21 protein-coding genes, 6 tRNA genes and 2 rRNA genes are annotated in these 26,012 nt (G+C 35.6%); 7 read left to right on the top strand and 22 right to left on the bottom strand.

Annotated elements, in window-relative coordinates:
• Positions 1–111: 111 nt before the first annotated feature.
• From BJS11_RS11315 to BJS11_RS11300, 4 genes are all read right to left on the bottom strand, one after another.
• Positions 112–342, bottom strand: a complete 231-nt coding sequence (locus BJS11_RS11315; RefSeq protein WP_069996337.1) for a hypothetical protein — start codon at positions 340–342, stop codon at positions 112–114.
• Positions 343–365: 23 nt separating this feature from the next.
• Positions 366–1,292 carry a type I phosphomannose isomerase catalytic subunit gene (locus tag BJS11_RS11310; protein WP_069996338.1) on the bottom strand — a complete coding sequence of 309 codons (927 nt, stop codon included), beginning with the start codon at positions 1,290–1,292 and terminating at the stop codon, positions 366–368.
• Between the two features lie 587 nt (positions 1,293–1,879).
• Positions 1,880–2,578 carry a FadR/GntR family transcriptional regulator gene (locus BJS11_RS11305; RefSeq protein WP_069996339.1) on the bottom strand — a complete coding sequence of 233 codons (699 nt, stop codon included), beginning with the start codon at positions 2,576–2,578 and terminating at the stop codon, positions 1,880–1,882.
• A 95-nt stretch (positions 2,579–2,673) separates the two neighbouring features.
• Positions 2,674–3,330, bottom strand: coding sequence for an SDR family oxidoreductase (locus tag BJS11_RS11300; protein WP_069996340.1), 657 nt, complete (start codon positions 3,328–3,330; stop codon positions 2,674–2,676).
• Positions 3,331–3,482: 152 nt separating this feature from the next.
• Here BJS11_RS11300 and BJS11_RS11295 point away from each other — a divergent pair, with 152 nt between their 5' ends.
• Positions 3,483–3,800 carry an ArsR/SmtB family transcription factor gene (locus tag BJS11_RS11295; RefSeq protein WP_069996341.1) on the top strand — a complete coding sequence of 106 codons (318 nt, stop codon included), beginning with the start codon at positions 3,483–3,485 and terminating at the stop codon, positions 3,798–3,800.
• 1 nt (position 3,801) lies between these two features.
• The gene (gene czrB / locus BJS11_RS11290; protein ID WP_069996342.1) at positions 3,802–4,779 is read left to right on the top strand and encodes a CDF family zinc efflux transporter CzrB; all 978 of its coding nucleotides are present in this window, start codon (positions 3,802–3,804) and stop codon (positions 4,777–4,779) included.
• Positions 4,780–4,873: 94 nt separating this feature from the next.
• Here czrB and BJS11_RS11285 read toward each other — a convergent pair whose 3' ends face one another.
• A complete protein-coding gene (locus BJS11_RS11285) occupies positions 4,874–5,605 on the bottom strand; it encodes a metallophosphoesterase family protein (protein WP_069996343.1) in 732 nt (243 codons plus the stop codon).
• Between the two features lie 130 nt (positions 5,606–5,735).
• Here BJS11_RS11285 and BJS11_RS11280 point away from each other — a divergent pair, with 130 nt between their 5' ends.
• Positions 5,736–6,803 carry a hypothetical protein gene (locus tag BJS11_RS11280; RefSeq protein ID WP_069996344.1) on the top strand — a complete coding sequence of 356 codons (1,068 nt, stop codon included), beginning with the start codon at positions 5,736–5,738 and terminating at the stop codon, positions 6,801–6,803.
• A gap of 68 nt (positions 6,804–6,871) precedes the next feature.
• Here BJS11_RS11280 and BJS11_RS11275 read toward each other — a convergent pair whose 3' ends face one another.
• The 4 genes from BJS11_RS11275 to glmS all read right to left on the bottom strand — a co-directional run bounded on the left by BJS11_RS11275 (position 6,872) and on the right by glmS (position 10,957).
• Positions 6,872–7,726: an HAD family hydrolase gene (locus BJS11_RS11275; RefSeq protein ID WP_069996345.1), complete on the bottom strand. Its 855-nt coding sequence runs from the start codon at positions 7,724–7,726 to the stop codon at positions 6,872–6,874.
• 65 nt (positions 7,727–7,791) lie between these two features.
• Positions 7,792–8,574, bottom strand: coding sequence for an ABC transporter ATP-binding protein (locus BJS11_RS11270; RefSeq protein ID WP_069996346.1), 783 nt, complete (start codon positions 8,572–8,574; stop codon positions 7,792–7,794).
• 57 nt (positions 8,575–8,631) lie between these two features.
• Entirely contained in the window at positions 8,632–8,988 is a 357-nt protein-coding gene (locus BJS11_RS11265) for a DUF2200 domain-containing protein (protein WP_069996347.1), read from the bottom strand.
• A gap of 163 nt (positions 8,989–9,151) precedes the next feature.
• Positions 9,152–10,957 (bottom strand): glutamine--fructose-6-phosphate transaminase (isomerizing), encoded by a 1,806-nt coding sequence (glmS, locus tag BJS11_RS11260; protein WP_069996348.1) that lies wholly within the window; start codon positions 10,955–10,957, stop codon positions 9,152–9,154.
• Between the two features lie 814 nt (positions 10,958–11,771).
• On the opposite strand from glmS, the gene BJS11_RS11255 reads away from it, so the two are divergent.
• From BJS11_RS11255 to BJS11_RS11240, 4 genes are read left to right on the top strand one after another with little or no spacing between them, the layout of a single operon-like run.
• Positions 11,772–13,304 (top strand): PTS mannitol transporter subunit IIBC, encoded by a 1,533-nt coding sequence (locus BJS11_RS11255; RefSeq protein ID WP_069996349.1) that lies wholly within the window; start codon positions 11,772–11,774, stop codon positions 13,302–13,304.
• 40 nt (positions 13,305–13,344) lie between these two features.
• On the top strand, positions 13,345–15,375 hold the full coding sequence (locus BJS11_RS11250; RefSeq protein WP_069996350.1) for a BglG family transcription antiterminator: 2,031 nt from the start codon (positions 13,345–13,347) through the stop codon (positions 15,373–15,375).
• 6 nt (positions 15,376–15,381) lie between these two features.
• A complete protein-coding gene (locus tag BJS11_RS11245; protein WP_069996351.1) occupies positions 15,382–15,816 on the top strand; it encodes a PTS mannitol transporter subunit IIA in 435 nt (144 codons plus the stop codon).
• Positions 15,816–16,919, top strand: a complete 1,104-nt coding sequence (locus BJS11_RS11240) for a mannitol-1-phosphate 5-dehydrogenase (RefSeq protein WP_069996352.1) — start codon at positions 15,816–15,818, stop codon at positions 16,917–16,919. Before BJS11_RS11245 ends, BJS11_RS11240 begins: the two co-directional genes overlap by 1 nt.
• A gap of 213 nt (positions 16,920–17,132) precedes the next feature.
• On the opposite strand, the gene tnpA is transcribed toward BJS11_RS11240, so the two are convergent.
• The 13 genes from tnpA to BJS11_RS11175 form a co-directional block, all read right to left on the bottom strand.
• Entirely contained in the window at positions 17,133–17,591 is a 459-nt protein-coding gene (tnpA, locus tag BJS11_RS11235) for an IS200/IS605 family transposase (RefSeq protein ID WP_069996353.1), read from the bottom strand.
• A 193-nt stretch (positions 17,592–17,784) separates the two neighbouring features.
• Positions 17,785–19,140, bottom strand: coding sequence for a phosphoglucosamine mutase (gene glmM / locus BJS11_RS11230; protein WP_069996354.1), 1,356 nt, complete (start codon positions 19,138–19,140; stop codon positions 17,785–17,787).
• Positions 19,141–19,168: 28 nt separating this feature from the next.
• Complete coding sequence (locus tag BJS11_RS11225) at positions 19,169–20,101, bottom strand: CdaR family protein (RefSeq protein WP_069996355.1); 933 nt, start codon at positions 20,099–20,101, stop codon at positions 19,169–19,171.
• Between the two features lies 1 nt (position 20,102).
• Positions 20,103–20,909 (bottom strand): diadenylate cyclase CdaA, encoded by an 807-nt coding sequence (gene cdaA / locus BJS11_RS11220; RefSeq protein WP_069996356.1) that lies wholly within the window; start codon positions 20,907–20,909, stop codon positions 20,103–20,105.
• A gap of 296 nt (positions 20,910–21,205) precedes the next feature.
• Positions 21,206–22,111: an arginase gene (gene rocF, locus BJS11_RS11215; protein ID WP_069996357.1), complete on the bottom strand. Its 906-nt coding sequence runs from the start codon at positions 22,109–22,111 to the stop codon at positions 21,206–21,208.
• A gap of 246 nt (positions 22,112–22,357) precedes the next feature.
• A tRNA-Lys gene (locus tag BJS11_RS11210) sits at positions 22,358–22,430 on the bottom strand.
• 3 nt (positions 22,431–22,433) lie between these two features.
• Positions 22,434–22,508, bottom strand: a tRNA-Gln gene (locus tag BJS11_RS11205).
• Between the two features lie 4 nt (positions 22,509–22,512).
• Positions 22,513–22,596: transfer RNA gene (locus tag BJS11_RS11200), tRNA-Tyr, on the bottom strand.
• Between the two features lie 18 nt (positions 22,597–22,614).
• Positions 22,615–22,690 (bottom strand) — tRNA-Val (locus BJS11_RS11195).
• A 9-nt stretch (positions 22,691–22,699) separates the two neighbouring features.
• Positions 22,700–22,771, bottom strand: a tRNA-Glu gene (locus BJS11_RS11190).
• A gap of 3 nt (positions 22,772–22,774) precedes the next feature.
• Positions 22,775–22,849, bottom strand: a tRNA-Asn gene (locus BJS11_RS11185).
• Positions 22,850–22,861: 12 nt separating this feature from the next.
• Positions 22,862–22,976, bottom strand: a 5S ribosomal RNA gene (gene rrf, locus BJS11_RS11180).
• Between the two features lie 77 nt (positions 22,977–23,053).
• Positions 23,054–25,975 (bottom strand): 23S ribosomal RNA (locus BJS11_RS11175).
• Between the last annotated feature and the right edge of the window lie 37 nt (positions 25,976–26,012).

The raw sequence follows: 26,012 nt of genomic DNA, 5'->3' as shown, positions 1-26,012 counted from the left end.
GCAGTCCACAACTATTCTTAGAGTGGTGTAACCTTCTTGCTCCCCTACTAAACCAAAAAAAAAGTATCATTTACTATAAAGTAAAGATACTGAGTTGATACTATCCATTCGTTATTGTGCGATAGTTAAGGCACCCATAATTGGCATAAAGTTAATTAAAACGCCACCTAACTTTAGCATAGGACTGATTTCTTTATCAGGTATGGTAATTAATGCTGCGATAATACCTATCGACCCGAGAATAATTGGAACTGTTACAGAAGGAAATATTTCAATTTTTAAAAATATACCTGCCCCTGCTAATAATCCACAAATTAATGAGACATATAAAAATTTATACATGTTAAAGCACTCCATTTTTCTGTCTATAAATAACTAATAATTAGCTCATAATCACCTTCAAAAATTGTATCTAAATCATCAGAAGTGAGAATAAAATTCTGTCCTTGTTTCAAATCAAATACTGCACCATCAATAATAACTTGTCCTTCACCTTTAAGTACGGATACGAGTACAAATTCTCTTGGTTTCATATAGTTTAGTGTACCCGAAATATCCCATTTCACTATAGTAAAGAAGTCGTTCGATACAAGTTGTGTGCGCTTATGGTTTTCTATAATTTCAGTATCAGTTGGTATATTGATATTTTCATTTGCAATCTCGATAACTTCTTTCGCTTTACTCGTACTCAACTCACGTTTTTCTCCAGAAGCATGAATTCTATCATAATCAAACAAGCGATACGTAACATCTGAAGATTGCATTGTTTCATAAACGAGAACACCTGCACCTATAGAATGTATTGTGCCAGCTGGAATAAAATAAAACTCACCTGGTTTAACTTTCACTCTATTAAATAACGTATCATAATCTTGTTCATTGATTTTATCCAAAGCAATTTCTTTGGAATCTGTATTCAATCCATAGATAATTTCAGCATCTATAATATACCAACATTCTGACTTGCCATATTGGCCTTCTTCATTTTCATAGGCATAAGCATCATCAGGATGTACATGTACCGACAAGGATGACTTAGCATCTACTATTTTCGTCATTAATGGAAATTCTTGGCTCGGAAAATCACCAAATAATTCACGATGATTATCCCAAACTTGATCTAATGTTTGCCCTTGAAATGGCTCATTTAAAATTTCACATCTTCCATTTGGATGCGCTGAAATACCCCAAACTTCTCCAATCGTATCACTAGGTAAATCATATCCAAAATCTTTTAATCGATTGCCACCCCATATTTTTTCATGGAACACTGGCTTTACAAATAACGGCATGCATCGCACCTCCAAATTCTAAAGTTGTTAATATTAATCTTTATTTATTATTGTCTCTTATTTTTATATGAGTGATTTAAATTTATAATTATGCATTGATTTTATTACTAGTATGATTGTAACACATTACTATACTAAGTATAAGTGACTACAAATCTATAAAATCTCTTCTTATTATATCAATGCTGATTTTGAATTGGTAGTTCAAAATAAATAACGCATAACATGATACATCATTAAATAGCAAAATTATTTGATTGATGTAAATTTTTAATGTTTCCCCTATTGCAAAATTCTATGTTTTAATTTTATAATTAAGTATAGTGTTTTTTACAAAACGCTGTCTGTTTTTACATATAAGGTAATGTATTAATTATGATAATTTGTAACTGCTGATTACTTTTACAAATTTAAAAATTTGCAAAGAAGTCCAAACTACTGAAGGTTTGGGCTTTTTATTGTCCATTATATTATATACTACGTTAACATAAAAACGCCTTTTCACCCGATGTGTAGCTCTAAAGTATCCTCACATTCTACTCTAGAATCAGTCACACATTTTATGAAAAAGCGTTTTTGCCTATTATTTATTGCTCTTTAAAATTTGCTAAAATAGTGTCTTTCACTTCTAATAAATGATGCTGCATTGTTTCAACAGCTACATCTCGATCTTGAGCTAAAATAGCATGATATATTTTTTCATGATCTTCTAGTAGTTTATGCATTGTTTTTTCCTTATTATAGATAAACAGCTTTCTAGTTTCTTTCATCGAGTCACGGATTAATTCAGCAATATTATTTAAAAGTTCCACTAATAATGAATTCTGTGCAGCCTTAGCAATTGCTAAATGAAAATCCAAATCGGCCTTCTCACCAGATGTTCCGTCTGTAATTGCTTCACCCATTTCCTTCAAAGCTGTTCTTAAATCTACTAAATCATTTTCATCACGTTTTAACGATGCGTTAGCTACGGTTGCACTTTCAACAATTTCTCTTAATTCCAACAACTCTGTGATTTGATTTACAGATGTAAACTTATCACCAAATTCGAAAAAAGTAGGTTCTTTTTGTTTAATAAACGTTCCGTAACCCTGTTTAACTTCAATAATACCAATGGTTCTTAATGCGTTAAGTGCTTCTCTTACAGAAGCAACACTTACACCATATTCCTTACTTAACTTCTGTATAGATGGAAGTTTATCGCCCACTTGATAAACATCCGTTCTAATACGTTCCAAAATGATATCCGCTACTTGCTCATATATTTTTGTATTCGAAATTTTCATGTTAACCCCCAAAGATATCTACTATTATAACAAATTTTCACTATAATAGGTCCTGTAGTTTTATGACGTTCTACCGTTGTAGAAATTCAATAAGGTTATTTATGAAATTGGGCAACTGCATCTGCTATTGGTAAATCACCACTAACTACTTGGAATTCGCTATTAGTACCATCTTTCTTGGATAGTACTATTTTTATCACGGTAGCGACATCTTGTCTTGGAATAGATCCACCACCTGTAATCTTCTCGGCTAGTTCAACATTCCCTGTACCCTGTTCATCCAACAAGGCGCCTGGATGTATAATCGTATAAGTTACATTTGCTTTTTTTAAATATTCATCTGCATAATGCTTTGCAATCGTATATGGTTTCAAGTCTCCACTAGCATCAAATGCACTACGATCAGAATCAAATGTTGAAATCATAACGTAATGTTTTATACCACTCGCTTCACTAGCTTTTATTGTTTTGATAGCACCATCTAAATCTACGGTTATTGTTTTATCAGCACTTGTATTGCCTCCGGATCCAACAGAAAATACAACCTTATCAAAGCCTTTAAATTTTTCAGTAAGTGTTGCAATATCATCCGCTTCAACGTCTATTAGTAAACTATCGATACCTTCATTTTCAAATGATTGTACTTGAGACGTTTTCCTTACTCCTGCGACAAAATCATCACCACTTGCTTGTAGTTGTTTTACTAAATGCTTGCCAATGCCACCATTTGCTCCAATAATTAATGTGCGCATCTAAAAAGCCCCCCTATTTATTATCATTTTCTAAGTCATTACCACTTTTAATCATTATTAAAACAAGCAATATAAGTGATTGACATCTTTAAGCAAACATATTAATATATGAATAAATGTTCATATATTAATATAGAAGAGAGGTTAAGCAGTTGGAACCATCCTTAAATTTACAAACACTGGATCATGTAACTGATATTTTCAAAGCATTGAGCGATGGGAATCGTATACGAATCATGCACTTATTAATACAACAAGAGTGTAGTGTTGGTCATATTGCGCATACTTTAGAATTAAGCCAGTCAAATGTCTCTCACCAATTACGGATTCTGAAACAATCACATTTGGTTAAGGCAAAACGCAATGGTCAATCTATGATTTATTCAATAGATGATACACACGTTACAACTTTATTGATTCAAGCTATCCATCATGCTGAACATAAACAAACACTGAAAGGCGGACGTTAATATGTCAGAACATCATAACCATAGCCACGCACATGGCCACGCACATGGCCACGTACACACGAACAACAAGAAAATTTTACTTATTAGCTTTATAATTATTGGTGCCTTTATGATTGTCGAAATTATTGGTGGGTTTTTGGCCAATAGTTTGGCATTACTTTCAGATGGTTTACACATGTTTAGTGATACAATTTCTTTAGGAGTAGCATTACTTGCCTTTATCTATGCTGAAAAACATGCTAACAAACATAAAACATTCGGATATAAACGTTTTGAAATATTAGCTGCCTTATTCAATGGTATTACCCTTTTTGTTATTGGTATTATAATTATTATTGAAGCAATTGGCCGATTTTTTAATCCTGTAGATGTTCAATCTACTGAAATGTTTATTATTAGTGTCATAGGACTCATTGTAAATATCGTAGTTGCCTCATTAATGTTTAAAGGTGGCGATACATCTCATAATATTAATATGCGTGGTGCGTTTCTTCATGTAATGGGAGATTTACTTGGTTCTGTTGGTGCTATTATAGCAGCAATACTTATTTGGACACTCAATTTAACAATTGCAGACCCTATTGCAAGCATCATTGTTTCATTACTAATCATTAAAAGTAGCTGGGGGATCACAAAATCTTCACTTAATATTTTGATGGAAGGTACACCTACAGATGTCGATTTAAATAAAGTTGTTTCAGCTATTACTGAAGAGCAAGACATTCAAAGCGTACATGATTGCCACATCTGGACAATTTCTAATGAGATGAATGCTTTGAGTTGTCACGCCGTGGTACCACATCAAATGACAGTGGAACAAGGTGAACACTTGTTAAACAAATTAGAACACAAACTGCAACACTTAAACATTCAACATATGACGATTCAATTAGAAACAAATGCACACCAACACGAAAATGATACACTTTGTGCTTCAATTTATAAAAAACATGAACATCATCACGCTCATAATCACTAAGAACTATTAACTAGTACATTGCCACAAAAAAAGCTGATTGCTTTCTAAATATAGAAAAAAATCAGCTTTTACTTCATATTAGTCTTTATTATAATTATAAAAATTTATCAAATATCAGTGATTTTGCCGGTACTTGTTTTTCATCAAATCCTCTTATAAATTCTTCGTTATCATAAGGAATTTTTACGCGCTCTATAGAAAATTCATTTTCATCAATCGTAACAATCCCATAAACTGCATATTTGCCATTATTAAGCCCAACAGATCCAGGATTGAAATATATTGTAGATTTATCATCAAACAAATGCACTGTATGATTATGACCAAATACGATTAAATCTGCCTCTTTGTCTTGAAACAACGTCTTCATATTCTCTTCATTAGGTTCAACAATTGGACTATATGGTTGACCATCAATCGGCGTCTCTAAGTGATCGTTTGGTATCTCATAGTGAATAAATAATAACTTCTTATTATTACATGTCTTTTCAATAACACGTGGTAATGCATTCAACCTATCATAATAATCTTCATCAAGATGACTTTCTATCCATTGGTGATGTTCATAAAATTTATCCTTTAAGTCTTCAGGGTAAGGCGTATCATTTACGATTGACATGACCGCTTCATCATGATTTCCTGCAATGATTTCCATGTCATCTCTATCAAAGATTTCATCCAACACTTTATTCGTCTCATGCCCAACGCCAATGTTATCACCAAGATTTATAATTTTATTGATATCTGCTCTTCTATCAATATCATCCAACACTGTTTCCAATGCGTCAAAATTGCCATGAACATCAGTAATAATTGCAAATTTCATGATGATTTCTCCTTTCACCTTTTCTCATTAGGACATTTTAACATTTTATAGCGATTTTGCTACCTATTTATTTTAAAATCTTCAATTTTTTGATATCGTATGTTTATCACTAAAAAGGAGTGCTTAAAATTTGTTCAATTTTCATAAATTAGCATTATCAAATGCAAAACCGCAAAATGCTAAAATTTTACTATTTACAATTGTAAGTTTCATTATATTATTCGCATTGACCGTATTAACGTTCATGCCTGTACAACTAGCGATGTATAAAGTTATGGTGGCCTCAGCAATGCAACAACCAATGGGAGGCATAATATTCTTAGTTGTTCTTGCAATACTCATACCAATATTGGTATTTGTATTAGTAGGATATCCATTGATTGCTGGAACTATCTACACAATAGATAATGCTATCAATAAAGATAAATCTACATTCAGTGATTTATTCTCTATATTTAAAAAAGGAAAATACTTAAAAGCTATCAAATTAGCTTTAATTACTTTAATATTTATTCTTCTTTTATTAGTACTAAATATTTTAGTATCTAAAGTACTTAATCTTGGTCTCGTTCAATTATTCTCAGCACTTCAGGGGCCATTAAGCAGTACAGATCACGCGTTAGGTTATTCACTAACGCTCCAAATTGTTGCAGCTACACTTATATTGTTCATTCAATCATTCTTATATTGGTTCTTTGCAATTCTTATTGTGAACTATACACTAGCATTTGTGAAAGAACCTAGCAATGGTGCTTGGACTTCTGTGAAACGTGGATTCAAAGGAATTAAAAATGGTAAAAAAACATGGTTCAAATTCTACCTCGGTTTATTACTATTAAACTTAATCGTGATTATCCTTGCTAATCCAGTTAGTCAATTAGTATCTATATTTACTGGTAGCATTTCTCAAACTGTTGCCCTAACCATTATAAATATTGTTACAATCATAGTAATCATAATTAGATTAGCGATTTACTATATTAACTTATTAGCCATTATTCAATATTACAATCGTGATGGTGAAAAGATTGAAAATGCTCAAACTAAATCAAAAAGTTCACGCTCTAAAGCTTCAAAAGTAAAAAACAGTGTGAAACATGATACTGAAAAATCAAAATCAACAACTCATGATAAAGCTGAACATTTGAAAGCTGAAGCATCAAAGACTAAAGACAGCATTACAAAACAAGACAAATAAATAAAAAATTATAGTCAAACAAAACAAGCGGAGACACTTCTAATGTCCCCGCTTGTTTTTTGATTATACTAATTTAAAAAATGTTCTTTTAAATAGTTCGCCGCACCATTTTCTTCATTCGTCAGTGACGTAACATCTTTTGCTAAGGCTTGAATTTCTGGTCTCGCATTTTTCATTGCTACAGTATGATGTCCAAATGCAAACATCGCTCTGTCATTATCACTGTCACCAATGACTAATGTTTGCTCCTGCTTTATACCAAAATGTTCAATCATTTCTTTAATTCCTGTTCCCTTATCAATCTTGTATGCCATCGTTTCAGCGTTACAACGCGATGAATTAGAAACACTAATTTGGAGATCTTGCTGCTCCGACTTTAATTGTTCTCTGAAATCGGCAATTTTATCGATATCTGGTGAGAATAAATATATTTTTGAAAATGAAGTATCAGGAATGGATGATTCCCAATCAACCTTATCTATTAGTGATGCTTTACGTGAAGACCACTCAGAATCACCGACATTTTCAGGAGGATACTTTGCTTCAAATAATTCACGCGCCCACGGTTCATCTTCTTTAAGCACGATACGATTGCTATCAAATGGAAATACTTCATAATAGATTTCTTGCTGTTGTGCGCGTTCAACAACTTTTTCAACAGTATTAAAAGCTAAGCTATGTTTAAAAAGCACTTCTTCCTGTACCGTACCTAAAGTGCCATTAGAACTAATAATACCGTCTACCTCAAATGAATCAGGTACTAGATAATGTATTTCATTATGTGCACGACCCGTAGCTAGAAACACTTTGTAACCTTTATCTCTGAGTTGTTGAATTACTTCTGCGGTTTCTTCATCAACGCGATTGTCTTTATGTAATATCGTTCCATCCATATCTAAAAATATTGCTTTAATATTATCCATTTATAAACCCTCCATCAATCTTGTCGCCTTAAATTATGTCATTATCTTCGCCATTGTGCAACGCATTACTGTTTGATAAATAATGAATAACGCTGATTCTGATACGTTACGTTAACATCTCTATTAAAAAATGAACTTAACATGTCACTGTTGATTATATTTTCAATTGCTCCATTTTTATAACAATATCCATCTTTTAATAAAAATCCTCGAGTTATATCTTGCGTTATTTCTTCAATAAAATGTGTCACATAAATCACAGCAAGATTTGGTTGCTGTTGATACAATTGATGTAATGCTTGTAGCAAATCTTCACGTGCGATGAAATCTAACCCAGATGCTGGTTCATCTAATATAAGCAATTTCGGGTCACCCATAAGCGCTCTAGCAATTAACACTTTTTGACGTTCTCCAGTCGAAAGGTAGCCGTAATATTGATTTTCAAATGCTTGCATACCCATCTGTTCTAGGTAATATTGTGCCATTTCGACATGATGTTGTTCTACCTCTTTAAATACACCTATAGATTTAAATATACCGCTTATTACAACATCTCTAACTATTTCTCCATCTTGAAAACGATCCATCAAACTATTAGAAACAAACCCGATATGATCTCTTACTGCTTCAGCAGAATAACCTACTTTTCCTGGTTGCATTCCAAAAAGTGTTAAATTTCCGGAAGTATGTGGTTCATATGCATTAAGAATATTTAGCAATGTTGTTTTCCCCGCACCATTCAAGCCATACAACATCCATTTTTCACCTTCGCTTACTTGCCAGCTTACCTTATTTATAATATCTTTGCCTTGTTTTCTACGAGAAATATTGTTTAAATCAATTAACATATTTTACCCCCTTTACCGGCATCGACAATCACACAGTTTCTACTTGTTCTATTGAATTTACTTATTTTGCCTAAATATTTTTTCTAATGACTTTCCTTTAGCAAGTTCATCAATCATCTTATCTAAATATCTAATTTCTTTCATAACCGATTCATCCATGTCTTCAACACGTATGCCGCATATAACGCCTGTGACTTTAGTTCTATCAGGGTTGAGTTGAGGCGCCTGTGTGATAAAGGTTTCATAATCGGTGCCATCTTCTACTATTTGATTTAATTGTGCTTGTGAATAGCCTGTCATCCAACGAATAATTTCATCTGCTTCAGCCTTTGTTCTATCCTTTTTCTCAACTTTTTTAATTAATAAGTCGTATACCTTTCCAAATGCCATAGTATAAATTTTAGGTTTAGTCATATAATTAGCCTCCCAATGAAAGTTTTTTCATACATGCATTCATCATAATAAACCTTGCTTATGTTTAACAATATTTTGTTCTTTATTTCTAAAAAAAGAGTAGTATAGGCATCAAATTCTCATTTGATACCTATAACTACTCTTAAACTAGAACAGTACTTTATTATTCAACTGTTACTGATTTTGCTAAGTTACGTGGTTTATCCACATCTAAGTCTCTGTGTAACGCTGCATAGTAAGAAATTAATTGTAATGCAACTACTGAAACAAGCGGTGTTAATAATTCATGAACGTGAGGAATCACATATGAATCTCCCTCTTTATTTAAGCCGTCCATTGAAATTATACATGGATGCGCGCCACGTGCTACAACTTCCTTAACATTACCACGGATAGATAAGTTTACTTTTTCTTGAGTCGCAAGTGCAATGACTGGCGTACCTTCTTCGATTAGAGCAATCGTACCGTGTTTTAATTCACCACCAGCAAATCCTTCTGCTTGAATGTATGAAATTTCTTTCAGTTTTAATGCACCTTCTAAACTTACATTGTAATCGCCTGTACGACCAATAAAGAATGCATTACGTGTCGTTCTTAAGAAATCAGTAGCGATTTGCTCCATTATATCTGCATCATCAACGATTGACTCAATTGCAGTTGTCACTTTCGCTAATTCACGTAATAAACTTACATCAACGTCTTTACCGTGCTCTTTAGCAACGATTTGTGACAAGATAGATAATACCGCGATTTGTGCTGTATAAGCTTTTGTTGATGCTACAGCAATTTCAGGTCCTGCATGTAATAATAACGTATGATTTGATTCACGTGATAAAGTTGAACCAGCTACATTTGTGATTGTTAATGATTTGTGGCCTAAACGGTTTGTTTCTACAAGTACGGCACGACTATCTGCAGTTTCACCTGATTGGGAAATGTAAATGAATAATGGCTTTTCAGAAAGTAATGGTGTGTTATACACAAACTCTGAAGAAACGTGAACTTCTGTTGGCACACCTGCCCATTTTTCAATAAATTCTTTACCGACTAAACCTGCATGGTAGCTTGTACCTGCTGCAATAATATAAATACGATCCGCTTCTGCAACATCTTTAATTACTTCTGGATCCATCTTCAAGTTACCCTCTTCGTCTTGGTATTCTTGAATAATACGACGCATTACTGCAGGTTGTTCGTGAATTTCTTTTAACATATAATGATCGTAAACGCCTTTTTCAGCATCTGCTGCATCAATTTGTGCAGTATATGCATCTCTTTCTTGAACGTTACCTTCTTGATCTTTAATAATAACTTCATCGCGTTTTACAATAACGATTTCATGATCATGAATTTCTTTATAACGATTTGTCACTTGTAACATTGCAATCGCATCTGAAGCTATTACATTAAAGTCATCACCAACACCAATAAGTAATGGTGATTTATTTTTAGCAACATAAATTGTATCTTTATCTTCATTATCAATTAAGCCTAACGCATATGAACCATCTAATAATGATACAACTTTTGTAAACGCCGCTTCAGTTGCTAAACCTGTGTTTGAGAAATATTCAACTAGTTGTACGATTACTTCTGTATCTGTCTCAGAAATAAATGTTACATCAGATAAATATTCATTTTTTAACTCTTCATAATTTTCAATAACACCGTTATGCACTAAAGTAAATCGTTCAGTTGTTGATTGGTGCGGATGAGAGTTCTCATGATTTGGCACACCATGTGTTGCCCAACGCGTATGACCGATACCCACATTACCATCTGTAGATTCGCTATCTGCTACTTTTCTTAATTCAGCAATACGACCTTTTGCTTTAAATACAGAAGTACCTGTTTCGTTCACTACTGCGACGCCAGCAGAGTCATAACCTCTATACTCTAATTTTTCTAAACCTTTTAATAATAATTCTTTCGCATTATCTTGACCGATATATCCTACAATTCCACACATTTATAATTTCCTCCAATTGACTTGGCGAAGAGATTATTGAACGTCTAGCGAATTTGAACCTGTTCAATATTATATAAACGTTAAAAGACAGACTCATCCCTATTCTAATTAATAGAAATTGAATCTAATTCTAATCTGTTTGGTTATCTCATTCACCATATGTTCATTTATTTAGTTTTGGCTATCTTATTAACTTTGTGCACCAAGTTACCCTGATGTTTTCCTTAATAAGTTCACGAATGAGCCACATCCGGGATAGCATCCGCCGATGGTTCGATAACTATCCTCCTCGTCTACAAGTCTCCACAATTATGTCTATTAAAGTTTCTGTTTTAAACCTTAAATCATGAACAAATTGTAAATCACTTGTACAGGCGCTTTAATTGACCTACTACTATTCCTATCCTCCTCTCTTTCAATATTACTAATTGTACAATGTACCTCACACGGAATGCAAACAATTTATTAACAATAAATTTACATACAAAAAATTCGAAGTCCCCCTGGCAACCATGACTATTATAGAAAAGGTTACCTTGGCTGAAGCTCAGGTATAAATCTCACTAACTTAATGAATTAAGCATTGCGATTTTATCATTGCAATTCAGTCAACCACTGCCTAATTGGCAAAGAAACTGATACTGCTATTTTCTTTCGGATTACTTATGTAAATTACATTTATCTTCTATAATAAAAGCATTCACAAACTTGTCAAAAAGACTGTGACAAATTTGAAATTACTTTATATTGTTTATTCACTTATCCACTCATACAATAAATATATAAATAAAAAGAGAAAAAGAGGTGCAATACTATGTCACAGACAGAAACTAAAGAAAATAATGGCATTGGGCGTAAAGTTCAAGCTTTCGGATCATTTTTAAGTAGTATGATTATGCCGAATATCGGTGCATTTATAGCATGGGGCTTTATCGCTGCCATTTTCATTGACGGTGGTTGGTGGCCAAATAAAGATTTAAGTCAATTAGCTGGTCCAATGATTACTTATTTAATTCCTTTGCTTATCGCATATAGTGGTGGACGTTTAATCCATGAAATGCGTGGCGGTATTATTGCTGCTGTTGCAACAATGGGTGTAATCGTTGCATTACCTGAAACACCGATGTTACTAGGCGCAATGATTATGGGTCCACTTGTTGGTTGGATCATGAAGAAAACAGATCAATTTATTCAACCAAGAACACCACAAGGCTTCGAAATGTTATTTAATAACTTCTCTGCGGGTATTGTTGGTTTCATTATGACAATTGTTGGCTTTAAAATTTTAGCTCCAATTATGGAATTTATTATGCATATACTTTCACTTGCAGTAGAAGCATTAGTACATGCACATTTACTTCCACTTGTAAGTATTATTGTTGAGCCAGCTAAAATTGTATTCTTAAATAATGCAATTAATCATGGTGTGTTTACGCCACTTGGTGCAGATCAAGCTGCATCAGCTGGACAATCTATTCTTTATACAATCGAATCGAACCCTGGACCAGGTCTAGGTATCTTAGTTGCTTACATGATTTTCGGTAAAGGTACTGCTAAAGCGACTTCGTATGGTGCTGGTATTATCCACTTCTTAGGTGGTATCCACGAGATTTATTTCCCATACGTATTAATGCGTCCTTTATTATTCGTAGCTGTTATTTTAGGTGGTATGACAGGAGTGGCAACATATTCACTTCTAGATTTCGGATTCAAGAGTCCTGCTTCGCCAGGTTCTTTCATCGTTTACATGTTGAATGCGCCTAAGGGTGAGTTCTTACACATGGTCCTTGGTGTATTATTAGCTGCTATTGTTTCGTTTGTAGTTGCAGCACTCATTTTAAAATTCACGAAAGAACCAGAAGAAGATTTAGAAGCTGCTACTGAAAAAATGGAAGCAACAAAAGGTAAAAAATCAAGTGTATCTTCTAAGTTAACAGGGAATAAAGAGAATAACACTGATACAGCGTCTGATGGTGCTACTGCTTCAGGAGCTACTAATAGTGAACAATCAGAAGAAGACTTACTTGATAACTATGATACTGAAAATGTAGATGCACACGATTACAGCAAAGTAAATCATGTTATCTTCGCTTGTGATGCTGGTATGGGTTCAAGTGCCATGGGTGCAAGCATGTTACGTAATAAATTTAAAAAAGCTGGCATCCAAGATGTAGATGTAACAAATACTGCAATCAATCAATTACCAAGCGATGCGCAACTTGTTATTACACAGAAAAAACTTACAGACAGAGCCATCAAACAAGTTCCAAATGCAATTCATATCTCTGTAGACAATTTCTTAAATTCTCCAAGATATGATGAATTATTAGAAAACCTTAAATCATAAATAATATCACTATATAGAACAATACTGGGAGGGTATGGCTATGTTTTTGAGTACACGTGAAAAAGAAATTATCGAAATGCTAATTAAGTATCACGGTCAATATGTCACAATTTATGACATTGCTCAACATCTAGCTGTATCCTCTCGTACTGTTCATAGAGAATTAAAATCTATCGAATCATTCTTAGCAACGTTTGACATTCAGCTAGAACGTGTGACTAAAAAAGGCATTCAACTCGATACAAGCGATACTGCATTGACTTCACTAAAGCATGCGCTGTTACATGAAAATACCATAGATTTATCACAAGAAGAGCAAAAGGTAATTATTTTATACGCACTTATTCAAGCAAATTCACCCATAAAACAGTATGGTTTAGCGCAAGAAATTGGTGTATCTAATCAAACATTAACAAAATTACTCGATGAACTTGATTTTGAATTGTCACAGTATCAATTAAACCTTCAAAAGAAACGTGGCGAAGGTATTCAATTACTGGGTCCAGAGTCAAAGAAAAGAGAATTATTAAGTCAATTAATGGTCAATAATTTAAATAGTACTAGTGTTTATTCCGTTATCGAAAATCATTTCGTCTACCAATCTATTAATCAATCACAGTTAGCAATGGTCGACATGGATAAGATTTTCCAAATTGAACGAATTTTAATGGATCACTTAGATCAACTCCCCTATTCATTGACTGAATCCAGTTATTTAACTTTAACGGTCCATATTGTTTTAAGCATTGATCGCATGTTAAATGGACAATACGTTTCATTAAATAACGACATATATCAAAGCGTCAAAGATTCATTTGAGCATGAAGTAGCACAGGCGCTTGCCTTACATCTTGAGCATATATACGGAGTACAGTTTAATCAGGCTGAAGTCACGTTTATTACCATTCATCTTAGAGGTGCGAAACGTAAAGAATCTGTTGAAGTATTTAAAGATAGTAAAGATGAGGCTAAAATTGAAAAATTCATTCAATCTGTTGCCCATTTTTCTCAACAATCATTTAAAGAAACTGAAACATTAGGAGAAGGCTTAAAGCTGCATATTATTCCTGCTATTAATAGATTAAATGCGAATATTGAAACGTATAATCCTTTGACTGAAATGATTCAACATAAATATCCACGACTGTTTGAAAGTGTACAACGCGCTTTAGTACAAACGTGGCCAGATTTTAGTTTTCCAGATAGCGAAATTGCTTTTATCGTGCTGCACTTTGGCGGTGCGATTCAAAGCCAAGGCACCCCTTTTTACAATGTGTTAGTCGTTTGTAGTAGTGGTATTGGTACAAGTAGACTGTTAGCCACACGACTACAACAAACATTTAGTGAAATTCAGAAGACAACACAAGCATCTGTGGGTGATTTAAACTCACTAGATACATCACAATATGATGCCATTATTTCAACGGTAGATTTGGATATTCAATCTGCATACATCACAGTGAATCCCCTGTTGCCTGATGCTGACGTAAATCATGTTGCTGCTTTTTTAAACACGCAGCAATACCAATTAAATAATGAGCAACCTGTACAAGCAAACCGAATAATCGTTAATCCTGACGCTAAACTTACATTTATCAAAAAAGGATTAGAACTGATTGATGCAGTTACAGTCGAATGTGCATCTGTTTCAAATTTACAACAATATCTTACAGATACACTATTAACACAACAAGTCATAACAGATTCTCAGTCATTCGCTGAACTTATTAAGCCGCATATGGAAAGGCAAAGCTTTGTACTCGAACCTTATCCTATTGCGATACCTCATTTAAAACATGACATAATCAAGCAACCTTTAATATTAATCACTATTTTAAATGAGCCATTAGTGCTGAAAAGTAATCAAAATGACAATCTGGTTGTACGATATTTGTTAAATATGTTTATTCCCCCTGATGATGATTTATCAACAATGGTTAGTGATCTTTCTGGAACTATGGTTGAACATTTAGACAATATCGATACATTTATGCAACAACCTGAGCAAATTCAAGATTTATTGAAACAAAGTTATTTGACACAACTACAAAAATTATTAAATATGGAGTGAAGTAAAATGAGCGAATTATTCAGTAATGAAAATATTTTTATCAATCAATCACTAAAAGACCAAAATGAAGCAATTGAAAAAGCAGGTAATGCCTTAGTTTCAAGTGGTGCCGTAACAGAAGATTATATCCAAGCGATGAAAGACCGTGAACAACTTGTATCTACATTTATGGGTAACGGTTTAGCAATCCCTCATGGTACAGATGAAGCTAAAACTAGTGTATTGAAATCAGGACTAACACTAATTCAAATCCCTGAAGGTGTTGATTGGGACGGCGAAGAAGTTAAAGTTGTTGTTGGTATCGCTGGTAAAGATGGCGAGCATTTAGACTTACTTTCAAAAATTGCGATAACGTTTAGTGAAGAAGAAAATGTTGAACGCATCATCAATGCAGCATCTGCTGAAGAAATCAAACAAGTCTTTGAGGAGGCTGAAGCTTAATGAAAGCATTACATTTTGGAGCTGGAAACATAGGTAGAGGTTTCATCGGATATATTCTTGCAGATAACAATGTGAAAGTAACATTTGCTGATGTAAATGCTGAAATCATAGACGCTTTAGACGAGCATCATGAATATGACGTTATTTTGGCAGATGAAGCTAAGACAACAACACGTGTTCACAACGTTGATGCGATAAATTCTGGTGGCCCTTCTGACAGTTTGAAACAAGCAGTTTTAGAAGCTGATTTAATTACGACGGCAGTTGGCGTTAATATTCTTCCTATTATTGCTAAATCATTTGCACCCTATTTAAAAGAGAAGCAAACACCTGTAAATATTGTTGCGTGTGAAAATGCTATTATGGCAACAAACACGTTAAAAGAAGCAATTCTAGATATTACTGGTCCACTTGATGAGCATATTCATTTTGCTAATTCTGCAGTAGATCGCATCGTACCTTTACAAACAAACGATAACTTACTAGATGTTGTCGTTGAACCCTTTTACGAATGGGTTATTGAAAAAGATGCCTGGTTTGGTCCTGAATTAGATCATATTAAATATGTAGATGATTTAACACCTTATATTGAACGTAAGCTACTTACAGTTAACACGGGTCATGCTTACCTCGCTTATGCTGGTAGATTTTACGGTCAGCCTACTGTTTTAGATGCTGTTAATGATGATATAATAAACGATGGATTGAAAAAAGTATTAAAAGAAACAAGCAAGTATATTACACAACAATTTAGTTTTACAGATAGTGAGCAATCACAATATGTTGATAAAATTATTGATCGTTTTAAAAATCCAAACTTATCTGATGAAGTGACACGAGTTGGTCGTGGTACATTACGCAAAATTGGACCACAAGACAGAATCATAAAACCATTAAATTACTTATATCAAAATAATTTAAAACATGACGCGCTAGTTAAAACGGCTGCATTACTTTTAAAATATGATGATACAAATGATCAAGAAACAGTTGAGAAAAATGACTACATCAACAAACATGGTGTAGAAGCGTTCTTAAAAGAATATGCAAAAACCGATGATAAGTTAACAGAAGAAATCGTTAAAGAATATAATATTTTATAATTAAAGCATACCTGAGATAATGTTTGAATTTTATCTCAGGTATTTTTTATTTTAGTATAAATCAAAACCACCCGTAAAACGGGTGGTTTACTCTTGGGCTATAAGCCCGCTTTACCGGCTAGCGTCTAAAGGCGCTGGCTTTTTCATTTTCAATGTCCAAGCAAAAATGCCATTGCCACTTTTGCTAGCCTCTAAAGAGGCATTTGACTTACTTTAATAACCCTTAAAAGGGTCTTCATACTCTTTAACACTCAATTTATCTATTGCTTTATCATGCTTTTCTTGATTTTGTATATATTTTTTTATTGTTGCTTCATTTAATCCTACGGTACTGACATAATATCCTTCTGCCCAAAAGTGTCTGTTTCCAAATTTATATTTCAGGTTTGCATGTTTATCAAATATCATCAATGCACTTTTTCCTTTTAAGTATCCCATAAAACTCGACACACTAATTTTAGGTGGGATACTTACAAGTATGTGAACATGATCAGGCATCATATGACCTTCAATGATCTCAACACCTTTATATTTGCAAAGTAATTGTATAATCTCTATCAACGATGAGCGATATTGATTATATATTATTTTTCTTCTATACTTTGGAGTAAATACAATATGGTATTTACACATCCATTTTGTATGGGCTAAACTTTTTGCTTTATTAGCCATCATAATCCCTACTTTCGTACTTTATTTGGCTTGAACACCTATATTGTACTTAATCGTAGGGATTTTTTGTATAACTTATATTGCCCACCTGCATAGCAGGTGGTTTATTGTTTCGTATGTTTCACGTACTCAACTGACTAAAGTCATTAATAAAAAACGGCTAATGATTTTCATCATTAACCGTAAAATATTTCTAGTTATCTAGACCCATTTTTTCTTGAACTACATCAGCAATTGTATTTGCATAACGTTGCGCGTCTTCATCAGTTGCAGCTTCAACCATGACACGCACAAGTGGTTCTGTACCAGAAGGTCTTACTAATATACGACCTTCACCATTCATTTCCACTTCAACTTTCGTCATGATTTCTTGAACATCAATATTTTCTTCGACACGATACTTATCAGTAACACGTACGTTAACAAGTGATTGCGGATATTTCTTCATCTGGCTAGTTAATTGGCTTAGACTTTTACCAGTCATTTTAATAATACTAGCTAACTGTACACCTGTAAGCAAGCCATCGCCTGTCGTGTTATAGTCCATTAGTACAATATGACCAGACTGTTCGCCACCTAAATTAAAGTTGCCTCTTCTCATTTCTTCAACAACATAGCGATCGCCAACTTTCGTCTTATTAGACTGAATACCTTCATTTTCTAATGCTTTATAGAATCCTAAGTTACTCATTACTGTTGAGACAATCATGTTATTATTGAGTTCATGATTCTTACTCATCGCTTGACCAATAATGAACATAATTTGATCTCCATCAACAATGTTACCTTTTTCATCTATAGCGATTAATCTATCACCATCTCCATCGAAGGCTAAACCAAAGTCACATTCTGATTCTTCAACAACTTTTGCAAGTGCTTCAGGATGTGTTGAACCTACATCTTGATTGATATTATAACCATTTGGATTACATCCAATAGTTACAGTATCCGCTTCTAAGTCACCGAATAAAAACGGTGCTAATGATGATGTTGATCCATTGGCGCCATCCAAGGCTATTTTCATCCCATCTAAATCAACATCCACTGTTGATTTTAAGTAACTAATGTATTTTTGTGCACCTTCGAAATAATCAGAGTAGTGTACAATATCTTCTCCGACTGGTCTTGGTAAATCAGGGTTTTCTTGATCTAAAAGTAATTCAATTTCTTGTTCTTGTTCATCTGATAACTTAAACCCATCAGAACCAAAGAATTTAATACCATTATCTGGAACAGGATTATGAGAAGCAGATATCATAACACCAAGTTCGGCTTCCATTTCTCGCGTTAAATATGCCACACCAGGTGTAGAAATCACACCTAAACGCATAACTTCAGCCCCAATTGAAATAAGACCTGCAATTAGCGCAGCTTCTAGCATTTCACCTGAAACTCGCGTATCTCTACCTACTAGTACTTTAGGATGCTTTTCACCTTCGTTGTGAGCTAAAACATAGCCACCATAGCGTCCTAGTTTAAACGCAAGTTCTGGCGTTAATTCTTTATTTGCAACGCCCCTTACGCCGTCTGTACCAAAATATTTTGCCATTATATATATCTCCTTTATTAAAAAAACTCTATTTTATCGTAATTTTTGCAGTCGTATCACTTGGACTTACTTTTGTAACTTTGTCTGGAACATGAAATTTCACTTTTTTCTCAGTTGACTCTGTCACACCTTCTAAATCTATATTCGCAGTAATGTCATCTATGTCAGCCAAGTCATCTTTGTTTCCATAAAATTCAACTTCTTCATCATTTACTTTAATATTATCAATTTCTTGACCATTAGGTAGTGAACCAACTGCTTTTGTTTTCACTTTTACCTTTTTGCTATAGTCTTCAACTTTAACACTAAGGTTTACCTCATTAGGTTGTATTGAAACATTTATTTTATTTAAATTTCTATCAAATGCTGTGATTTTTGCAACATCGGTTGTATCTTTTGAAACTTTACTCTTATTTTTGTATGTTGCTTTTAAGTAAGCAATTTTATCAATTTGTTTTTGACCACCAGTAACTTTAACTGTATTTGGCGTAACACTTTGCTCACTCACTTTATAATTAGCATTTAAATCATTATTACTAACATCCGGTTCAACTTTCAAAGTCTTACTAACTTTCTTTTCAAGAGAAACTGTCGCTTCTTTAGGTTTCACAGTATAATCAATATCTTTATTCAAACCATTAACTTGAAATTGAACAGTGTGCTTACCAGCTTTTTCACCACTTAAATCTAATACTGCTTTAATGTTTTCCCCATTTTCAGCTTTTAACACTTGTGATTGTGGTCCTGAAATTTCAACATCAACTTTATCAGGAACATCACTCGCGTATAAATTTTTGCTATTATATTTAACCTGAACTGGTATATCTTGTATTGTTTCAGAAGATTTTTGACTTAAATTATCAGCATCAAAAATATTTCCAAACATATTATTTGCTGATAAAAAGAAAACAATCGCTAGTACAAGGGCTATTAATCTTAATCCCCATTTGCTTTCTAACATATTATTTCACACCTTTCTGTTGAAAGTGTGTGCCAAACCAGTGTTCAGCTAATAATTCTTCAAACGCTTCATTAGAAATATCTTTTCTCAATTTACCATCAAATGTGACAGAAATTGAACCTGTTTCTTCTGATACAATAACTGTAAAAGCATCTGATACTTCTGAAATACCAACTGCCGCTCGATGTCGTGTACCTAAACTTTTAGCAATTTTTGCGCTATCAGAAAGCGGTAAATAACTTGCTGCACTTGCGATTTTACTTTCTTGAATGATCATCGCACCATCGTGTAATGGTGTATTAGGTATAAATACATTGGTCAATAATTCTTGTGATATTTCTGAATTCATTGCAATACCCGTTTCAATGTAATCCTGCAATCCTGTTTCCTTTTCAAAAACAATCAATGCGCCTATGCGACGTTTTGCCATATATTGTACTGCCTTCGTAACTGCAGCAATCAACTTACCTTCATCACTATTTAAATTCGTTGAATAACGTTTAAAAAGACTGCCTCGTCCTAATTGTTCTAATGCACGTCTAATTTCTGGTTGGAAAATTACGATTAATGCTAATACACCCCATTGAATAACTAAATCAAATAGACGGGATGTCGCCGTTAAATTCAGCATTTTACTCACTTGTTGTCCAATTACTATTACTACAATACCTTTTAATAATTGAATCGCTTTGGTACCTTTAAAAACTGTAATGAGAAGATAAAGTACATACCATACTATGAGTAAGTCGAGTACGCTAGTTATTATTTTCACTGTACTCCAATTGTCAAAAAAGTTGGATAAATCCATAACATCTCCTCCGGTTATCTGTTCCCATGTTATTTATTATACCAATCATAACACTAACTGTCATATTTAGTATTTAATTTTTTTGCATAAAATAAAAAGAATAAGCCTATAAAATCTAAATTTTTAAAATAGATTTTACAGACTCGATTTTTAAATCATAATTAATGAATGTTTATTGATATATTTAAATATGGTTAAATCCATTTATAAAAATTAAGTATATAGAATAAAGTAACCTCATAGACTTATTTTAATTTTCAAATTCGAAATCTAACACATATCTACAAATAATTATTCTACAACAATGTTTCTCCAAAGAAACTTCCAACTAAACCAACGGCTTGTTCAGCTGTATCATTATTATGGTCTATCAATGGATTAACTTCAACTAAGTCCATAGAAGTAATCAATTTTGAATTATGCAATAATTCCATTGCAAAATGACTCTCTCTATAAGTCAGACCACCTAATACTCTAGTACCAGTCCCTGGTGTTTCAACCGGATCTAATGCATCGACATCAAGTGATAAATGAATGCCATCCGTCTTATCTTTCAAATAATCAATCGTTTCTTCCATAACTTGTTTTATGCCATATCTATCTACTTCGGCCATTGTATATGTTTTAATATTATGTTCTTTAATATAACGACGTTCACCGACATCTAAGTCTCTCATACCAATGAGTACTATATTCTCTGGTTTAACCTTTGGCGTATAATTAGAAATATTAACTAATTGCTCATCACCTTCACCTACTAAGACACGTAACGGCATACCATGTATGTTACCAGATGGTGATTCCTCAGGTACATTTAAATCACCGTGCGCATCATACCAAATAACGCCTAAATTTTTATAATGCTTACTAATACCTGATATAGAGCCAATTGCAATAGAATGATCTCCACCTATAATCAGTGGAAAATGATTATTTTCAATACTATTAGAAACTGCATCACTTAATCTCGTAGATGTTTCTACAATTTCATCCAAATTCCTCAAGCCCTGCTGCTCCGAATTAAACTTATTCAGATCTAGTTCAGGTAGTTGTATATTCCCTGAATCTTTTACATCATGTCCTATTGCACTTATACGCGCTACTAATCCTGCATAACGAATTGCATCTGGACCAAGATTTACCCCTAATTTTCTTTGTCCAAATGTAGCCGGCGCACCAATAATTTCAATTGTTTTGTTCATTTATAAAACCCCTTTGTTGTTATCTGATACTAGAATAATCTAAAAAGTTTGACATTTCAAGTTAACATTAATTTCTAAGAAAGTATCAAATTCAGTGTTTTACATATAAACCCAATATAATGATTTATAATTCAAATATAACCCTTATATTACAAGTAATTAGTATTTTTCTTTCATATAAATGTATAAACATTTTTTTATTAATACATAAAAAAAGTACTCCTCATAATGAAAAGTACTTAAAAGTGAGCCATAGTGGGCTCGAACCACTGACCCTCTGATTAAAAGTCAGATGCTCTACCAACTGAGCTAATGGCTCTAATGGCTGGGCTAGCTGGATTCGAACCAGCGCGTGATGGAGTCAAAGTCCATTGCCTTACCGCTTGGCTATAGCCCATAAATGGTGGAGGGGGGCAGATTCGAACTGCCGAACCCGAAGGAGCGGATTTACAGTCCGCCGCGTTTAGCCACTTCGCTACCCCTCCAAGCTATTCAATTAAGAATGGTGGAGAATGACGGGTTCGAACCGCCGACCCTCTGCTTGTAAGGCAGATGCTCTCCCAGCTGAGCTAATTCTCCAATATGTAATGACCCCGACGGGACTCGAACCCGTGTTACCGCCGTGAAAGGGCGGTGTCTTAACCGCTTGACCACGGGGCCATATGGCTCCACAGGTAGGACTCGAACCTACGACCGATCGGTTAACAGCCGATAGCTCTACCACTGAGCTACTGTGGAATAATTTAAATTGCCTGGCAACGTCCTACTCTTGCGGAACGTAAGTCCGACTACCATCGGCGCTAAGGAGCTTAACTTCTGTGTTCGGCATGGGAACAGGTGTGACCTCCTTGCCATTGTCACCAGACAATGAAATGTATAAAGTTATACATTCAAAACTAGATAGTAAGTAAAATTTGATAAACCAAACAAAACAATTTAAATTTGATTAAGTCTTCGATCGATTAGTATTCGTCAGCTCCACATATCGCTATGCTTCCACCTCGAACCTATTAACCTCATCATCTTTGAGGGATCTTATAACCGAAGTTGGGAAATCTCATCTTGAGGGGGGCTTCATGCTTAGATGCTTTCAGCACTTATCCCGTCCATACATAGCTACCCAGCGATGCCGTTGGCACGACAACTGGTACACCAGAGGTATGTCCATCCCGGTCCTCTCGTACTAAGGACAGCTCCTCTCAAATTTCCTACGCCCACGACGGATAGGGACCGAACTGTCTCACGACGTTCTGAACCCAGCTCGCGTACCGCTTTAATGGGCGAACAGCCCAACCCTTGGGACCGACTACAGCCCCAGGATGCGATGAGCCGACATCGAGGTGCCAAACCTCCCCGTCGATGTGAACTCTTGGGGGAGATAAGCCTGTTATCCCCGGGGTAGCTTTTATCCGTTGAGCGATGGCCCTTCCATGCGGAACCACCGGATCACTAAGTCCGTCTTTCGACCCTGCTCGACTTGTAAGTCTCGCAGTCAAGCTTCCTTATGCCTTTACACTCTATGAATGATTTCCAACCATTCTGAGGAAACCTTTGAGCGCCTCCGTTACTCTTTAGGAGGCGACCGCCCCAGTCAAACTGCCCATCTGACACTGTCTCCCACCATGATAAATGGTGCGGGTTAGAAATCCAACACAGCGAGGGTAGTATCCCACCAACGCCTCCACGTAAGCTAGCGCTCACGTATCTCAGGCTCCTACCTATCCTGTACAAGCTGTGCCGAATTTCAATATCAGACTACAGTAAAGCTCCACGGGGTCTTTCCGTCCTGTCGCGGGTAACCTGCATCTTCACAGGTACTATGATTTCACCGAGTCTCTCGTTGAGACAGTGCCCAAATCGTTACGCCTTTCGTGCGGGTCGGAACTTACCCGACAAGGAATTTCGCTACCTTAGGACCGTTATAGTTACGGCCGCCGTTTACTGGGGCTTCGATTCGTAGCTTCGCAGAAGCTAACCACTCCTCTTAACCTTCCAGCACCGGGCAGGCGTCAGCCCCTATACATCACCTTACGGTTTAGCAGAGACCTGTGTTTTTGATAAACAGTCGCTTGGGCCTATTCACTGCGGCTCTCCTGGGCGTTAACCCTAAAGAGCACCCCTTCTCCCGAAGTTACGGGGTCATTTTGCCGAGTTCCTTAACGAGAGTTCGCTCGCTCACCTTAGAATTCTCATCTTGACTACCTGTGTCGGTTTGCGGTACGGGCACCACAATTCTAGCTAGAGGCTTTTCTTGGCAGTGTGAAATCAACGACTCGAGGAAACAATTTCCTCTCCCTATCACAGCTTGATCTTAAGAGTGCCGGATTTGCCTAACACTCAATCTCACTGCTTAGACGTACAATCCAATAGTACGCTTCGCCTATCCTACTGCGTCCCCCCATCGCTTAAAACGAATTATGGTGGTACAGGAATATCAACCTGTTATCCATCGCCTACGCCTATCGGCCTCAGCTTAGGACCCGACTAACCCAGAGCGGACGAGCCTTCCTCTGGAAACCTTAGTCAATCGGTGGACGGGATTCTCACCCGTCTTTCGCTACTCACACCGGCATTCTCACTTCTAAGCGCTCCACATGTCCTTGCGATCATGCTTCAACGCCCTTAGAACGCTCTCCTACCATTGTCCTACGGACAATCCACAGCTTCGGTAATATGTTTAGCCCCGGTACATTTTCGGCGCAGTGTCACTCGACTAGTGAGCTATTACGCACTCTTTAAATGATGGCTGCTTCTAAGCCAACATCCTAGTTGTCTGGGCAACGCCACATCCTTTTCCACTTAACATATATTTTGGGACCTTAGCTGGTGGTCTGGGCTGTTTCCCTTTCGAATACGGACCTTATCACCCGCATTCTGACTCCCAAGTTAAATTGATTGGCATTCGGAGTTTGTCTGAATTCGGTAACCCGATAAGGGCCCCTCGTCCAAACAGTGCTCTACCTCCAATAATCATCACTTGAGGCTAGCCCTAAAGCTATTTCGGAGAGAACCAGCTATCTCCAGGTTCGATTGGAATTTCTCCGCTACCCACAACTCATCCGCTCACTTTTCAACGTAAGTCGGTTCGGTCCTCCATTCAGTGTTACCTGAACTTCAACCTGGTCATGGGTAGATCACCTGGTTTCGGGTCTACGACCAAATACTCAACGCCCTATTCAGACTCGCTTTCGCTACGGCTCCACATTCACTGCTTAACCTTGCATCAAATCGTAACTCGCCGGTTCATTCTACAAAAGGCACGCCATCACCCATTAACGGGCTCTGACTACTTGTAAGCACACGGTTTCAAGTTCTATTTCACTCCCCTTCCGGGGTACTTTTCACCTTTCCCTCACGGTACTGGTTCACTATCGGTCACTAGAGAGTATTTAGCCTTGGGAGATGGTCCTCCCGGATTCCGACGGAATTCCACGTGTTCCGTCGTACTCAGGATCCACTCAAGAGTGAACAAATTTTCGACTACAGGATTATTACCTTCTTTGATTCATCTTTCCAGATGATTCGTCTAATCTGTTCTTTTGTAACTCCGTATAGAGTGTCCTACAACCCCAACAAGCAAGCTCGTTGGTTTGGGCTCTTCCCGTTTCGCTCGCCGCTACTCAGGGAATCGATTTTTCTTTCTCTTCCTGCGGGTACTAAGATGTTTCAGTTCTCCGCGTCTACCTTCAGATATGCTATGTATTCACATATCGATAACACGACATAACTCGTGTTGGGTTTCCCCATTCGGAAATCTCTGGATCAAAGCTTACTTACAGCTCCCCAAAGCATATCGTCGTTAGTAACGTCCTTCATCGGCTTCTAGTGCCAAGGCATCCACCGTGCGCCCTTAATAACTTAATCTTTTTTGACTTTCAACACGAACGTGTCGGTTGAAAAC

This window comes from Staphylococcus caeli (assembly GCF_900097965.1).
GTDB lineage: Bacteria > Bacillota > Bacilli > Staphylococcales > Staphylococcaceae > Staphylococcus > Staphylococcus caeli.
The sequence above is the reverse complement of the archived record's forward strand: the minus strand, read 5'-3'. Positions and strand labels throughout refer to the sequence as shown.

Coding starts and splice junctions, on each gene's coding strand:
- BJS11_RS11315 (WP_069996337.1), bottom strand. CDS start 342: ATGTATAAATTTTTATATGTCTCATTAATTTGTGGATTATTAGCAGGG.
- BJS11_RS11310 (WP_069996338.1), bottom strand. CDS start 1,292: ATGCCGTTATTTGTAAAGCCAGTGTTCCATGAAAAAATATGGGGTGGC.
- BJS11_RS11305 (WP_069996339.1), bottom strand. CDS start 2,578: ATGAAAATTTCGAATACAAAAATATATGAGCAAGTAGCGGATATCATT.
- BJS11_RS11300 (WP_069996340.1), bottom strand. CDS start 3,330: ATGCGCACATTAATTATTGGAGCAAATGGTGGCATTGGCAAGCATTTA.
- czrB (WP_069996342.1), top strand. CDS start 3,802: ATGTCAGAACATCATAACCATAGCCACGCACATGGCCACGCACATGGC.
- BJS11_RS11285 (WP_069996343.1), bottom strand. CDS start 5,605: ATGAAATTTGCAATTATTACTGATGTTCATGGCAATTTTGACGCATTG.
- BJS11_RS11275 (WP_069996345.1), bottom strand. CDS start 7,726: ATGGATAATATTAAAGCAATATTTTTAGATATGGATGGAACGATATTA.
- BJS11_RS11270 (WP_069996346.1), bottom strand. CDS start 8,574: ATGTTAATTGATTTAAACAATATTTCTCGTAGAAAACAAGGCAAAGAT.
- BJS11_RS11265 (WP_069996347.1), bottom strand. CDS start 8,988: ATGACTAAACCTAAAATTTATACTATGGCATTTGGAAAGGTATACGAC.
- glmS (WP_069996348.1), bottom strand. CDS start 10,957: ATGTGTGGAATTGTAGGATATATCGGTCAAGATAATGCGAAAGAATTA.
- BJS11_RS11255 (WP_069996349.1), top strand. CDS start 11,772: ATGTCACAGACAGAAACTAAAGAAAATAATGGCATTGGGCGTAAAGTT.
- BJS11_RS11250 (WP_069996350.1), top strand. CDS start 13,345: ATGTTTTTGAGTACACGTGAAAAAGAAATTATCGAAATGCTAATTAAG.
- BJS11_RS11245 (WP_069996351.1), top strand. CDS start 15,382: ATGAGCGAATTATTCAGTAATGAAAATATTTTTATCAATCAATCACTA.
- BJS11_RS11240 (WP_069996352.1), top strand. CDS start 15,816: ATGAAAGCATTACATTTTGGAGCTGGAAACATAGGTAGAGGTTTCATC.
- tnpA (WP_069996353.1), bottom strand. CDS start 17,591: ATGGCTAATAAAGCAAAAAGTTTAGCCCATACAAAATGGATGTGTAAA.
- glmM (WP_069996354.1), bottom strand. CDS start 19,140: ATGGCAAAATATTTTGGTACAGACGGCGTAAGGGGCGTTGCAAATAAA.
- BJS11_RS11225 (WP_069996355.1), bottom strand. CDS start 20,101: ATGTTAGAAAGCAAATGGGGATTAAGATTAATAGCCCTTGTACTAGCG.
- cdaA (WP_069996356.1), bottom strand. CDS start 20,909: ATGGATTTATCCAACTTTTTTGACAATTGGAGTACAGTGAAAATAATA.
- rocF (WP_069996357.1), bottom strand. CDS start 22,111: ATGAACAAAACAATTGAAATTATTGGTGCGCCGGCTACATTTGGACAA.